This window comes from Vibrio sp. NH-7 (assembly GCF_053643215.1).
Genome location: NZ_CM132187.1, coordinates 2248468 through 2261712 on the forward strand (window position 1 = coordinate 2248468; position 13245 = coordinate 2261712).

A 13245-nucleotide genomic window follows, 5' to 3' on the forward strand; every position below is an offset into this window, starting at 1 on the left:
TGCATACACACTGTGTATCCATGCACTTAGACTAACTTCGCGAAGCAAAACATCAATGAGAACTTTCTTTTCATCTAAAAAAATATGACCCGCTACAAATTTTTATAGCCTTAGTGATCGTGATCTCCATTAAACAGAACGAAAGACCCAATAAAACCAAAAACACTTTAAATACAATGAATTAAAAATAAAAATAACTAAAATCAGATTGAAGTGCATCGCACTTTATTAAGTTAGAAGCTCGAATTTAATTTTATTTGAAGATGATCACTGACGATAAATCTCATTTTTAAAGGACTAAGACGTCAGTTATTTCAAGACAAAAAAAAGCCACCAAATGGTGGCTTTCACGTCATTTTTCATATTTATAACAGGTCAATAAGGTCCTGCTCAGTTCGAATTTCCACGCCCAATTCTTGAGCCTTCGACAGCTTTGAGCCTGCATTTTCGCCTGCGAAAAGAATGTCTGTTTTTTTCGACACACTGCCAGTCACTTTCGCTCCTAAATTTTGTAGAGCCGCTTTGGCATCATTTCGAGACAACTGAGAAAGGCTACCTGTTAATACCACTGTTTTCCCAGCAAGTGGCTGAGGAGCATCCTCGCCTTTCTCTTCAATATCAGGCCAACATATTCCCTGTGCAATTAGATCGTCAATAACACTCTGGTTGTTATCTTGGGCAAAAAAGGCCGTGATGTGACTCGCCACAATATCACCAATATCAGGAACCGCAATCAACTGCTCATGACTTGCCGCTTTAATCGCATCAAGCGTTTTAAAGTGCAGCGCCAAGTTTGCAGCCGTCGCTTCACCAACTTCACGAATACCCAGCGAGTATAAAAAGCGTGCCAATGTGGTTTCTTTCGCTTTTGCTAAGGCATCAACCACATTCTGTGCAGACTTTGGCCCCATACGGTCAAGTACAGTGATAATGCCCGCCGAGAGCTTGAATAAATCAGCAGGTGTCTCGACCATCTCTCGGTCTACCAACTGCTCGATGACTTTGACCCCTAGTCCATCAACATCCAAAGCTTTTCGCGAAACAAAGTGCTTCAACGCTTCTTTACGTTGTGCCTGACAGACAAGACCACCCGAGCATCGCGCAACAGCCTCACCCTCAACGCGCTCTACTTGCGAATCACACACTGGGCAGTGCGAAGGAAACACAATCTCTCTCGCGTCATCAGGACGACGCTCAGCAACAACAGAAACTATCTGTGGGATAACGTCACCCGCTCGGCGTATGACGACACTGTCTCCAATTTTCACGCCTAGGCGAGCAATTTCATCCGCATTGTGCAGCGTGGCATTACTTACCGTCACACCACCAACAAACACAGGCTCCAGTTTCGCCACTGGCGTTATTGCGCCTGTACGGCCGACTTGAAATTCGACATCGTTCAGTAGAGTAATTTCTTCTTGCGCAGGAAATTTATACGCAATGGCCCAGCGAGGCGCTCTCGCAACAAAACCAAGGCGCTCTTGAAGTTCAATCGAATCTACTTTGATAACCACGCCGTCAATTTCGTAGGCGAGTTGGTCACGACGCTGCAATATGTCTTTGTAGTAAGCTTTAACATCATCCAAACTCTCAACCTGACGAGTCTCAGGGCACATTGGTAGCCCCCAAGATTTCAACTGCAAAAAACGCTCATAGTGACTTTCGGACAATGCCGCGCCTTCAACCACGCCCACACTGTACGCATAAAAACTAAGCGGTCGTTTCGCAGTAATTCTGGAATCGAGCTGACGTAAACTGCCCGCAGCGGCGTTACGCGGGTTCACAAACACTTTTTCACCTTTTTTCAAAGCGTGTTCGTTTAGCTTTTCAAATCCTGCCTTAGGCATAAAGACTTCACCACGCACTTCAATACGCGCTGGCCACCCTTCACCACATAGTTTCAAAGGAATCGCTTTAATGGTTCGCACGTTTTCTGTGATGTTTTCACCTGTTGCGCCATCACCTCGAGTCGCCGCTTGGACCAAAACGCCATTTTCATAGAGTAAGCTCACCGCAAGACCATCAAGTTTAGGCTCACAACAAAATGCCTCAACCGCGCTTCCCGCTACGCGGTCCAGCATACGCTTGTGGAAAGCGTTCAATTCATCATCATCAAAAGCATTATCGAGAGACAGCATCGGGATTTCGTGAGCCACAGGGGTAAAACCGTCCAACGGAGCTCCCCCCACTCGCTGACTTGGAGAGTCAACTGAGATCAGATCAGGATTTTGCGCTTCTAGCTCAATCAGTTCTCTCATCAAACGGTCGTATTCCGCGTCGGGGATTTCCGGAGCATCCTCGACGTAGTACTTAATACCGTGATAATGCAGGCTCTCACGTAACTGATTGAGTTTTTCTTGAATCTGTTGCGACATAACTAACTCTGATTAAAAATAGGTTGGAATCACGTACCGCATTGCAAAGCGGTGAAATGTTTGGCCATCTAGTATGGCGAGGCGTGCTAAAGTTATCAATCATCTTGAGCACGCCAGAAATAATAAAGGCCCCGAATCGGAGCCTTTACAGAAAGTAAATAGGTATTCTAAGCAGTGGTTGCCGATTTAAACTTCTGAATTTGCGCTTTGTACCCATCGATACGATTAGGTGTCATTAGGTTACGGGCATCATCAAGCACATTTGCACCTAAATCATCAGCAATCTGTTGCGCTGTTTTCAGCATCAACTTGAAGTTTTGATCCGGCTCACCGTAACAAGGTAGCGTCATAAAGAAAGAGATACCTTTGGTCGTAAACTCAGCGGGATCATCATGCTTCAGCGTTCCAGGCTGCATCATATTGGCGACACTGAATAGCACTTTTCCGGTGCCTGACAAATCAGAATGACGGTGGAAAATATCCATCTCTCCGTAAAGCAACCCATTTTGCTGCATGCTGTCAAAAAGTTTGGTTCCGACAAATGGTTCATCACCAGCGCAATGAACGTTCAGTACAATCACTTCCATTTCTGGTTCACTTTGTGGCTCCGAATCTGCGGGGCTAGGCGTCGATTCGACTTCAGGCTCAACATTCGTCACTGGTTCAAGGCTGTCTTCAACCTCATCAAGTGATTGAGTAGAAATAGAAGGAACGTCCAACTCTGTCTCATCGAGGTGACGGGGTTGGGGTGTCGTATCCACCTCGTCTTGATAGCTATCAATCAATGGGTCAGCCAACACAGGTTCTGGCGCGAACTCAGGCTCTTTGCGTTCCTTGCGGATAATTTCAAAGTCATCTTCAGGTGCAAAGCCTCGCTCAGGCAATATGTCAGACTCTTCATCACCTTCGACATCTAGCTTACGCATTGGCTTATTGCCAAACTTTGTCGACCCTTCTTTTTTGCTTGTCCACAAACCGTGGAACAATAAAGCGGCAATCGCTAAAGCTCCAACAATTATCAGTACGAATCGCAGTTCCTGCATTTTTAGCTCTCAATTCTTCAATAAAAACGCTCTAGGGGCATCAATATTGAATTGGGTTATATCTAAACTTCAGTAACTCTACCAAAACTCCACCCTGTTTTAGAACAACTTAATGTTAGAAGTTCCGAGAATGTTGTGATTTTGAACACGCTTTTTTCTTGTTAAGATAGCCAACGTTCGTTTTTAAAACAGTAAGTGACACTCAACTATGGATTACTCTCAACACCAACGCAGTGGATTTGGTTACTTTTTTTATGGCCTCAATCTCGCCATGCGACCTGGCATTCGACAGTTCGTGCTACTGCCACTTTTGGCCAACGTTATTCTAGTAGGCGGTGCGCTTTTTTATCTTTTTTCGCATTTAGACGTTTGGATCGAATACCTCATTGGTCAGCTTCCTGAGTTTCTGTCTTGGCTTAGCTACTTATTATGGCCGTTATTGGTTCTCACCATACTGGCGACGTTCTCTTATTTCTTCAGCACCCTCGCAAACTTTGTTGCGGCACCGTTTAACGGTTTGCTGGCTGAAAAAGTTGAAGAGCACTTAACTCAACAAAAAGTGAACGAGGATGGCTTGCTCTCCACTATAAAGGACACACCAAGAATCCTCGCTCGTGAATGGCGAAAGCTCGTCTACGTATTGCCAAAAGCAATCGGGCTTTTTTTACTGCTGCTAATCCCTGCGCTCGGTCAAACTATTGGCCCCTTTCTTTGGTTTGCTTTTACGGCTTGGATATTGGCCATTCAGTATTGTGATTACCCGTTCGATAATCACAAGATAAGCTTCAACGACATGCGTAACAATTTGAAACAAAAACAAGGCAAAGCGTATTCATTTGGCGCCTTGGTTAGTATTTTTACGACGGTCCCTATTCTAAATCTTATTGTGATGCCTGTTGCCGTCTGTGGTGCTACCGCAATGTGGATTGCAGAGTTCAAAAAGTAATAAACTCAAGGGGGCGAATACGCATCATTTGCCCCGTTATTCTCTTTTTGCTCAGTACAAGTTCATATCATATAACTTTTTAATCCTTTTCTAGTTTTTTCAGCTGTCCTAATCTCTACCCAGTCAAATTACAAAGAACAACATGGCTTTGCTTAACGTCATCGGGCAGAGCTTCTAAATAGATGAAGGATCACATCATGAGCAAAATCTACGAAGATAACTCGCAAACAATCGGTAACACGCCTCTTGTACGCCTAAACAAAGTCAGCAACGGTAAAGTTCTGGCTAAAGTTGAAGCACGCAACCCAAGCTTCAGCGTGAAGTGTCGTATTGGCGCAAACATGATTTGGGAAGCGGAAAAAGCTGGCACTTTGAAACCGGGCGTAGAACTTGTCGAGCCAACAAGTGGTAACACCGGTGTTGCGCTTGCGTTCGTTGCAGCTGCTCGTGGTTACAAACTGACTCTTACCATGCCTGAATCAATGAGCTTAGAGCGCCGTAAACTGCTTAAAGCCCTTGGTGCTAACCTAGAGCTAACAGAAGCTGCGAAAGGTATGAAAGGCGCAATTGCTAAGGCTGAAGAAATCGTTGCTAGCAACCCAGAAAAATACCTATTGCTACAACAGTTCAATAACCCAGCTAACCCACAGATTCACGAGAAAACCACTGGTCCTGAAATTTGGGAAGCGACTGACGGTGAAGTGGATGTATTCGTTGCTGGTGTAGGTACGGGTGGTACATTGACGGGAACAAGCCGCTTTATTAAAGGCGAGAAAGGCAAAAACATTGTTTCTGTTGCGGTTGAGCCAGCTGAATCACCGGTTATTGCACAAGCGCTAGCAGGCGAAGAAATCCAACCAGCTCCTCACAAAATCCAAGGTATTGGTGCAGGCTTCATCCCTGGCAACCTAGATTTAGAGCTTATTGACCGAGTTGAAGCAGTGACTTCTGAAGAAGCCATTGCTATGGCAAGACGCCTAATGGAAGAGGAAGGTATTCTTGCTGGTATTTCTTCTGGCGCTGCTGTCGTTGCGGCTAACCGCCTAGCGGAACTACCTGAATTTGAAGGAAAAACAATTGTTACCGTTCTACCAAGCTCTGGTGAACGTTACCTAAGTACAGCACTGTTTGCAGGTATCTTTACCGAGAAAGAAAACCAGCAGTAATATGTTGTCAAATCAATTTTTCGTCCAAAAAAGCCCCATTTAGGGGCTTTTTTGTTGATCCTCGCCACACCTTTGGTAATATCAGGGCAGTTTTATTTTTAGCTTCAAAATAAAAAAGCTAACTACGTATTTATGTCGTTCGTGAGATTGAACACAGATTCAAATCACAAGCGGAAAATTTACAACCAGTATCAGTTCTGACACGAAATGAACGTTGTGCGCCTAGCAGAATAGGACATTTACGGTTAAGCTAGTCTGGTTAAGAAACTATCAAAATATAAATCAATTGGGGTATATAACATGTACGAGAAGCAAGTAGAAATCACTGCAGAAAACGGTCTTCACACTCGTCCAGCTGCACAGTTCGTTAAAGAAGCTAAAGCATTCGACGCGGACATCACTGTGACTTCTAACGGCAAAAGCGCTAGCGCAAAGAGCCTATTCAAACTACAAACTCTAGGCCTAGTTAAAGGTACAGTAGTTTCTATCTCAGCTGAGGGCCCACAAGCTCAGCAAGCTGTAGACCACCTAGTTGCTCTAATGGACCAACTACACTAATCCGGTCTTCTATTTTCAAAGCCATTTTGTGAAAGCAAAATGGCTTTGTTGGAAATAGAGCAAAATTTGAGCTACAAATTATCGTTAGCGCACCCATTATTTCTCCCGTTTTTAAAGTTGACCAACTTAAGGTAAGGCTATGATTTCAGGCATCCTAGCATCTCCTGGTATTGCAATTGGTAAAGCACTACTACTTCAAGAAGATGAAATTGTCCTAAACACAAACACCATTTCTGATGATCAAGTTGAAGCAGAAGTTCAGCGTTTCTTTGACGCACGCAACAAATCTGCTGCACAGCTAGAAACTGTTAAACAGAAAGCACTTGAAACCTTCGGTGAAGAAAAAGAAGCGATCTTTGAAGGTCACATCATGCTTCTTGAAGACGAAGAGCTAGAGGAAGAAATCCTAGCACTAATCAAAAACGACAAGATGACCGCTGATCACGCGATTCACACAGTGATCGAAGAGCAAGCGTCTGCTCTTGAGTCTCTTGACGACGAATACCTAAAAGAACGTGCAACAGATATCCGCGATATCGGCACGCGCTTTGTTAAAAACGCACTAGGCATCAACATTGTTTCTCTAAGCGATATCAATGAAGAAGTTATCCTAGTGGCTTACGACCTAACGCCATCTGAAACTGCACAGATCAACCTAGACTACGTTCTTGGTTTTGCTTGTGACATCGGCGGTCGTACTTCTCACACTTCAATCATGGCTCGCTCTCTTGAGCTTCCAGCTATCGTTGGTACTAACGACATCACTAAGCAAGTTAAGAATGGCGATATGCTGATTCTTGATGCGATGAACAACAAGATCGTTATCAACCCATCTGAAGCTGAGCTAGAAGAAGCGAAAGCAGTTAAAGCAGCGTTCGTTGCTGAAAAAGAAGAGCTAGCTAAGCTGAAAGATCTTCACGCTGAAACTCTAGACGGTCACCGTGTAGAAGTTTGCGGTAACATCGGTACAGTAAAAGACTGTGACGGTATCATCCGTAACGGCGGTGAAGGCGTTGGTCTGTACCGTACTGAATTCCTATTCATGGACCGTGATGCTCTACCTACTGAAGACGAGCAGTACCAAGCGTACAAAGAAGTTGCAGAAGCAATGAACGGTGAATCAGTAATCATCCGTACTATGGACATCGGTGGTGACAAAGATCTTCCATACATGGATCTTCCACAAGAGATGAACCCATTCCTAGGCTGGCGCGCAGTACGTATCAGCTTAGATCGTCGTGAAATTCTTCGCGACCAGCTACGCGGTATCCTACGTGCATCAGCACACGGAAAGCTTCGCATCATGTTCCCAATGATCATCTCTGTTGAGGAAATCCGTGAACTGAAGAAAGCGATCGAAGAGTACAAAGCTGAACTTCGTGCTGAAGGCCACGCATTCGACGAGAACATCGAAATCGGTGTAATGGTTGAGACTCCAGCAGCTGCTGCAATTGCACACCACCTAGCGAAAGAAGTAGCCTTCTTCTCTATCGGTACTAACGACCTGACTCAGTACACGCTGGCAGTAGACCGTGGTAACGAGATGATTTCTCACCTATACAACCCACTATCTCCAGCAGTGCTGACGGTAATCAAGCAGGTTATCGATGCATCTCACGCGGAAGGCAAATGGACAGGTATGTGTGGTGAGCTAGCGGGCGACGAGCGCGCAACGCTTCTACTTCTAGGTATGGGTCTAGATGAGTTCTCTATGAGCGGTATCTCTATCCCTAAAGTGAAGAAAGTTATCCGCAACTCAAACTTCGCAGAAGTGAAAGCGATGGCTGAAGAAGCACTTTCTCTACCAACAGCGGCAGAAATCGAAGCTGTTGTAGAAAAATTCATCGCTGAGAAAACTCAATAATCGACGAATTCCAATGAGATAGACGGTAAAAAAAGTCGTCTATCTCGTAAGATTGGTATACTATAATTCGACAGAATTAAATAAAAACGTTAGGAGCATGACACAATGGGTCTGTTTGACAAACTTAAGAAGCTAGTATCTGACGACAGCGCTGACGCGGGTGCAATCGAAATTATCGCACCTCTATCTGGTGAAATCGTAAACATCGAAGATGTGCCAGATGTTGTTTTCGCTGAGAAAATCGTTGGTGATGGTATTGCTATCAAACCTGCTGGTAACAAAATGGTAGCTCCTGTAAACGGTACTATCGGTAAGATCTTCGAGACTAACCACGCGTTTTCTATCGAATCTGACGACGGCGTTGAGCTATTCGTTCACTTCGGTATCGACACAGTTGAGCTAAAAGGCGAAGGCTTCAAGCGTATCGCTGAAGAAGGTCAAACTGTTAAAGCTGGCGACACTATCATCGAATTCGATCTAGCTCTTCTAGAAGAGAAAGCGAAATCGACTCTTACTCCAGTTGTTATCTCTAACATGGACGAAATCAAAGAGCTGAACAAGCTTTCTGGTTCTGTAACTGTTGGTGAAACTCCAGTTCTACGTGTAACTAAGTAATTATAACTTAGCCAAACACCAAAAAACGCAGCTCATGGCTGCGTTTTTTATTGGCTGTGATTCAGGCAAAAGTCACTTTAGCCCTAGAGCGTACCTCAACACTTGCGCTTTAAGTGGTCCTGTATTTTCAGCAATCTTTAAAGCCGCATTGCGAACCAATTTTAGTGGCGTAATGTCGTTACTAAAGCTTTTGTAGAAGAAATCCATTCCAGATTGCATCAGCAAGTTATCTGGTCGACGCTTTCGTTCATACAAGCGAAGTAGCTCATCTGACAAAGCCCCTTTCCCTTGCGTCACCTCAAGCAGCACTTCCACATCTTTGAAGCCAAGGTTTACGCCCTGCCCCGCTAGTGGGTTGATGGTATGAGCCGAATCACCAACCAGCACACATCGATTCGACGAGTAACATTGAGCATGACGACGAGTTAACGGAAATGAACCAGATTGAAGCACTTTGATATCACCAAGCTCTTGTGGGAAGTGAGCCAATACTTCTTCGCGCAATTTTGCCGGAGACATTGCCGCCAAACGCTTAATCCGGCTTGGTGAGTCATACCAAACAAGCGACCCTTGAGGTGTTTCTCCTCTTTCACTCTTCAACGAGGCAAGAGGCAAAAAAGAGCGAGGCCCTGATGGAGTAAACTGCTGCCAAGTAATGTCTTGCTGTGGTAATTGCGTCTCCACATTAATGAGCATGCAATGCTGACGATAATCCCAAGCAGTCACACCAATGCCCGCAAGCTGACGCACTTTTGAGTTCGCGCCATCGGCACCCACCGTCAAATCAGCACTCAACTCGGTGCCAGATGCCAGTTTGATCCGATTCGTATCACCAAACTCAATATCATCGAGCCTATCAGGGCAATACAACGTAATGTTCTGGTACTGTTCCAATTGCTGCCAAAGGCCAAGTTGAATCAATCTATTCTCGATGATAAACCCTAGCTGATCCATCTCTAATGAGTCTGCATGGAAACGCGTGCGGCACTCTGGGTGCTCCCACGTTTCCAGTCGGCGATAAGGGCAAACGCGCATCTGTTTGATCGCATCCCACGCTCCAAGCTGCTCCAATATGGCAACAGAATGCTCGGAAATTGCCGAGACGCGTATATCAAGCGGCTGCTCAGGAGAAAATGACTTGGGCGCAGCACCTTCCACTACGGCCACTTGTCTGCCCTGCTTAGCAAAACCAATAGCGATAGCGGCACCCACCATGCCTCCGCCGATAACGGCAACATCAAACTTGCTCATATTTCGCACTTCAATTGATTGATTCATTGACTGTTTTTCATTGTACGTTTTCATTACTAAAATGTAACTAAAAACCTCACCCTCTATCTGGGTAAACCCCTTGTACAATATAGGGTTTAACTGATTTCAAGCCAGCACTAGTCAGGTGGTTTTGAAAGCAGTACAATACGCCGCTTACCGCCGTGAGGGCGGCTAAAAAACAGTCACAAAACCGACCATGTTTTGATGATTTACTGGAAACATTGGGCGATTTGCTCCCTTAATTTAAACTAACGATCGAGCGAACAACATGAGTAAAAAACTGCTAATTAAAACCTGGGGTTGCCAGATGAACGAATACGATTCATCGAAAATGGCAGATCTAATGAACGCGGCTAATGGCTACGAGCTTACAGAAGAACCAGAAGAAGCAGACGTACTACTACTGAATACCTGTTCTATCCGCGAAAAAGCACAAGAGAAGGTATTCCATCAGCTAGGTCGTTGGAAAACTCTTAAAGATAAAAAGCCAGGCGTTGTTATCGGCGTTGGTGGTTGTGTTGCCACCCAAGAAGGCGATCACATTCGTGAACGTGCACCGTTTGTCGACGTAATCTTCGGCCCACAAACTCTGCACCGTCTTCCTGAGATGATAAAACAGTCTCAATCAGACGAAGCGCCTGTAATGGACATCTCTTTCCCAGAGATCGAAAAGTTTGACCGCCTGCCAGAGCCTCGTGCTGAAGGCGCTACCGCATTCGTTTCTATCATGGAAGGCTGTTCCAAATACTGTACTTATTGCGTGGTACCTTACACTCGCGGTGAAGAAGTTAGCCGTCCAATGGATGACGTACTGTTCGAGATTGCTCAACTAGCAGAGCAAGGCGTACGTGAAGTTAACCTACTAGGTCAAAACGTAAACGCATACCGTGGTCCTATGCATGATGGTGACATCTGTAGCTTTGCTGAACTGCTTCGCTTAGTAGCGTCTATCGATGGTATTGACCGTATTCGCTTCACAACTAGCCACCCGCTTGAGTTTACTGACGACATCATTGCCGTCTACGAAGATACGCCTGAACTAGTAAGCTTCCTGCACCTACCAGTACAAAGTGGTAGTGACCGTATTCTTACGATGATGAAGCGTCCACACACAGCCATCGAATACAAATCGATCATTCGCAAGCTGCGTAAAGCGCGCCCTGATATTCAAATCAGCTCTGACTTCATTGTGGGCTTCCCAGGTGAAACAGCAAAAGATCACCAAGACACAATGAAGCTAATCAAAGACGTTGATTTCGATATGAGCTTCAGCTTTATCTTCTCACCACGTCCAGGTACGCCAGCGGCAGACTACCCATGTGACGTACCAGAGCAAGAGAAAAAAGAGCGCCTATACGAGCTTCAACAAACCATCAACGCACAAGCAATGCGCTACTCTCGCCTAATGTTAGGCACAGAACAGCGCGTACTGGTCGAAGGTCCATCGAAAAAGAATCTAATGGAGCTTCGCGCTCGTACAGAGAACAACCGCGTGGTTAACTTCGAAGGCAGCGCTGACCTCATCGGTCAATTTGTTGATGTGAAAATCACAGACGTGTTTGCCAACTCATTACGTGGCGAATTGGTTCGTACAGAGAAAGACATGGATCTGCGCAGCATCATTTCACCAACGCAAATGATGGCGAAAACCAAGCGAGAAGACGAGCTAGGTGTAGCAACCTTTACGCCTTAGGCTTGAAAATGCCTTTCTAAGTGACCATCTTAGATAGGTATACATGATCATTGGCAGTCCGGTCTCAATCGGGCTGCCATAAATGAGAGGCAACTTTGAGCAATAAAATTGTTACTTTAGAAATTAATCTAGAACCTTCTGATAACCGTCGCCTAGCCAGTCTTTGCGGCCCATTCGACGACAACATCAAACATCTTGAGCGCCGTCTCGGTGTTGAAATTAGCTATCGCGGTAACTTCTTTACCATCGTGGGTAAACCGCATACTTCTGCTGCTGCACTCGAAATCATCAAAACGCTTTACGTCAATACGGCGCCTGTTCGCGGTAATATTCCTGATATCGAACCCGATGAAATCCATCTAGCGATCAAAGAAACAGGCGTATTAGAACAAAACACCGAATCTGAGTTTGAACACGGTAAAGAAGTGTTCATCAAAACAAAGAAAGGCGTCATTAAGCCACGGACACCGAACCAAGGTCAGTACCTGATGAACATGGTCACTCATGACATCTCTTTCGGTATTGGTCCTGCCGGTACAGGTAAAACCTACCTTGCTGTCGCAGCAGCCGTTGACGCATTAGAGCGACAAGAAATTCGCCGAATCCTCTTGACTCGCCCAGCGGTTGAGGCCGGTGAAAAACTCGGTTTCCTGCCCGGTGATTTGAGCCAAAAGGTAGACCCATACCTTCGTCCACTATACGACGCCTTATTTGAAATGCTAGGCTTCGAAAAAGTAGAGAAACTGATTGAACGTAACGTGATTGAAGTGGCACCGCTCGCCTACATGCGCGGTCGAACTCTTAACGATGCCTTTATCATCTTGGACGAGAGCCAGAACACCACTGTTGAACAGATGAAGATGTTCTTAACGCGTATCGGCTTTAACTCACGTGCGGTCATTACTGGTGACATCACTCAGATCGATTTACCGCGAGGCGCAAAATCAGGTCTTCGTCACGCTATCGAAGTATTAAGTGAAGTGGATGATATAAGCTTCAACTTCTTCCAAGCTGACGATGTCGTGCGTCACCCTGTTGTGGCACGAATTGTAAACGCCTACGAAAAGTGGGAAGCGCAAGACCAAAAAGAACGTAAAGAGTTCGAGAAAAAGCGTCGTGAAGAGCGAGAAGCGAAGCTACTAGAAACCGCAAAAGCGGAGCTCTCGAAGCAAGTTCAAGCCGAAGTATCGGAAGGTAAATAATGACTATTGAACTCGACTTACAATTTGCAGTCGAAAGCAATGAAGGCCTCCCAACAGAGCAGGACTTTCAAACCTGGCTAGACAAGACCATCATCCCATTTCAACAGGATGCAGAGCTTACGATCAGGATTGTAGACGAAGAAGAAAGCCATCAACTTAACCACGAGTATCGTGGAAAAGATAAACCAACCAATGTGCTCTCTTTTCCTTTCGAAGTGCCACCAGGCATTGAGATAAATCTGTTGGGTGACCTGATTATTTGTAAGCAAGTCGTCGAGCGTGAAGCACAAGAGCAAAATAAACCTCTGCTTGCTCACTGGGCGCATATGGTTGTACATGGCAGTCTGCATCTGCTAGGTTATGATCATATCGAGGATGACGAAGCCGAAGAGATGGAGTCACTCGAAACCGAAATCATGCAAGAGATGGGCTTTGAAGACCCATACTTAGCTGAGAAACAGTAACATAGCGCCACTTCAACATCGCTCTATGTTACGAACGTGTGCTATCA

Annotated in this window: 11 protein-coding genes; 8 read left to right on the forward strand and 3 right to left on the reverse strand. The window is 45.3% G+C overall.

All coding sequences use genetic code 11. The annotated features are described in order from the left end of the window. Positions 1–365: 365 nt before the first annotated feature. Both ligA and zipA read right to left on the reverse strand, forming a co-directional pair. A complete protein-coding gene (gene ligA, locus ACUALS_RS10420; protein ID WP_454448320.1) occupies positions 366–2375 on the reverse strand; it encodes an NAD-dependent DNA ligase LigA in 2010 nt (669 codons plus the stop codon). A gap of 167 nt (positions 2376–2542) precedes the next feature. After that, positions 2543–3418 (reverse strand): cell division protein ZipA, encoded by an 876-nt coding sequence (gene zipA / locus ACUALS_RS10425; protein WP_454448321.1) that lies wholly within the window; start codon positions 3416–3418, stop codon positions 2543–2545. A 208-nt stretch (positions 3419–3626) separates the two neighbouring features. Here zipA and cysZ point away from each other — a divergent pair, with 208 nt between their 5' ends. The 5 genes from cysZ to crr all read left to right on the forward strand — a co-directional run bounded on the left by cysZ (position 3627) and on the right by crr (position 8567). Then, complete coding sequence (gene cysZ, locus ACUALS_RS10430) at positions 3627–4364, forward strand: sulfate transporter CysZ (RefSeq protein ID WP_454448322.1); 738 nt, start codon at positions 3627–3629, stop codon at positions 4362–4364. A gap of 197 nt (positions 4365–4561) precedes the next feature. Then, positions 4562–5530: a cysteine synthase A gene (gene cysK / locus ACUALS_RS10435; protein WP_038190388.1), complete on the forward strand. Its 969-nt coding sequence runs from the start codon at positions 4562–4564 to the stop codon at positions 5528–5530. A 300-nt stretch (positions 5531–5830) separates the two neighbouring features. Further along, the gene (locus tag ACUALS_RS10440) at positions 5831–6088 is read left to right on the forward strand and encodes an HPr family phosphocarrier protein (protein WP_004415108.1); all 258 of its coding nucleotides are present in this window, start codon (positions 5831–5833) and stop codon (positions 6086–6088) included. A gap of 139 nt (positions 6089–6227) precedes the next feature. Beyond that, a complete protein-coding gene (ptsI, locus tag ACUALS_RS10445) occupies positions 6228–7952 on the forward strand; it encodes a phosphoenolpyruvate-protein phosphotransferase PtsI (protein WP_038139454.1) in 1725 nt (574 codons plus the stop codon). Between the two features lie 105 nt (positions 7953–8057). Further along, the gene (gene crr / locus ACUALS_RS10450; RefSeq protein WP_038139456.1) at positions 8058–8567 is read left to right on the forward strand and encodes a PTS glucose transporter subunit IIA; all 510 of its coding nucleotides are present in this window, start codon (positions 8058–8060) and stop codon (positions 8565–8567) included. Between the two features lie 72 nt (positions 8568–8639). Here the strand turns inward: crr and ACUALS_RS10455 are convergent, their stop codons facing one another. Then, on the reverse strand, positions 8640–9818 hold the full coding sequence (locus ACUALS_RS10455; protein WP_454449248.1) for a 2-octaprenyl-3-methyl-6-methoxy-1,4-benzoquinol hydroxylase: 1179 nt from the start codon (positions 9816–9818) through the stop codon (positions 8640–8642). A gap of 289 nt (positions 9819–10107) precedes the next feature. Here ACUALS_RS10455 and miaB point away from each other — a divergent pair, with 289 nt between their 5' ends. The 3 genes from miaB to ybeY all read left to right on the forward strand — a co-directional run bounded on the left by miaB (position 10108) and on the right by ybeY (position 13198). Further along, positions 10108–11532 carry a tRNA (N6-isopentenyl adenosine(37)-C2)-methylthiotransferase MiaB gene (gene miaB / locus ACUALS_RS10460; protein WP_038215519.1) on the forward strand — a complete coding sequence of 475 codons (1425 nt, stop codon included), beginning with the start codon at positions 10108–10110 and terminating at the stop codon, positions 11530–11532. A 95-nt stretch (positions 11533–11627) separates the two neighbouring features. Beyond that, the gene (locus ACUALS_RS10465; RefSeq protein WP_039626082.1) at positions 11628–12734 is read left to right on the forward strand and encodes a PhoH family protein; all 1107 of its coding nucleotides are present in this window, start codon (positions 11628–11630) and stop codon (positions 12732–12734) included. Continuing rightward, the gene (gene ybeY / locus ACUALS_RS10470; protein ID WP_005476689.1) at positions 12734–13198 is read left to right on the forward strand and encodes an rRNA maturation RNase YbeY; all 465 of its coding nucleotides are present in this window, start codon (positions 12734–12736) and stop codon (positions 13196–13198) included. The genes ACUALS_RS10465 and ybeY overlap by 1 nt, the downstream gene beginning before the upstream one ends. Positions 13199–13245: the final 47 nt, after the last annotated feature.

What these genes read in the sequence shown, in the direction of transcription:
- ligA (WP_454448320.1), bottom strand. Translation starts at nt 2,375, where the DNA reads ATGTCGCAACAGATTCAAGAAAAACTCAATCAGTTACGTGAGAGCCTG.
- zipA (WP_454448321.1), bottom strand. Translation starts at nt 3,418, where the DNA reads ATGCAGGAACTGCGATTCGTACTGATAATTGTTGGAGCTTTAGCGATT.
- cysZ (WP_454448322.1), top strand. Translation starts at nt 3,627, where the DNA reads ATGGATTACTCTCAACACCAACGCAGTGGATTTGGTTACTTTTTTTAT.
- cysK (WP_038190388.1), top strand. Translation starts at nt 4,562, where the DNA reads ATGAGCAAAATCTACGAAGATAACTCGCAAACAATCGGTAACACGCCT.
- ACUALS_RS10440 (WP_004415108.1), top strand. Translation starts at nt 5,831, where the DNA reads ATGTACGAGAAGCAAGTAGAAATCACTGCAGAAAACGGTCTTCACACT.
- ptsI (WP_038139454.1), top strand. Translation starts at nt 6,228, where the DNA reads ATGATTTCAGGCATCCTAGCATCTCCTGGTATTGCAATTGGTAAAGCA.
- crr (WP_038139456.1), top strand. Translation starts at nt 8,058, where the DNA reads ATGGGTCTGTTTGACAAACTTAAGAAGCTAGTATCTGACGACAGCGCT.
- ACUALS_RS10455 (WP_454449248.1), bottom strand. Translation starts at nt 9,818, where the DNA reads ATGAGCAAGTTTGATGTTGCCGTTATCGGCGGAGGCATGGTGGGTGCC.
- miaB (WP_038215519.1), top strand. Translation starts at nt 10,108, where the DNA reads ATGAGTAAAAAACTGCTAATTAAAACCTGGGGTTGCCAGATGAACGAA.
- ybeY (WP_005476689.1), top strand. Translation starts at nt 12,734, where the DNA reads ATGACTATTGAACTCGACTTACAATTTGCAGTCGAAAGCAATGAAGGC.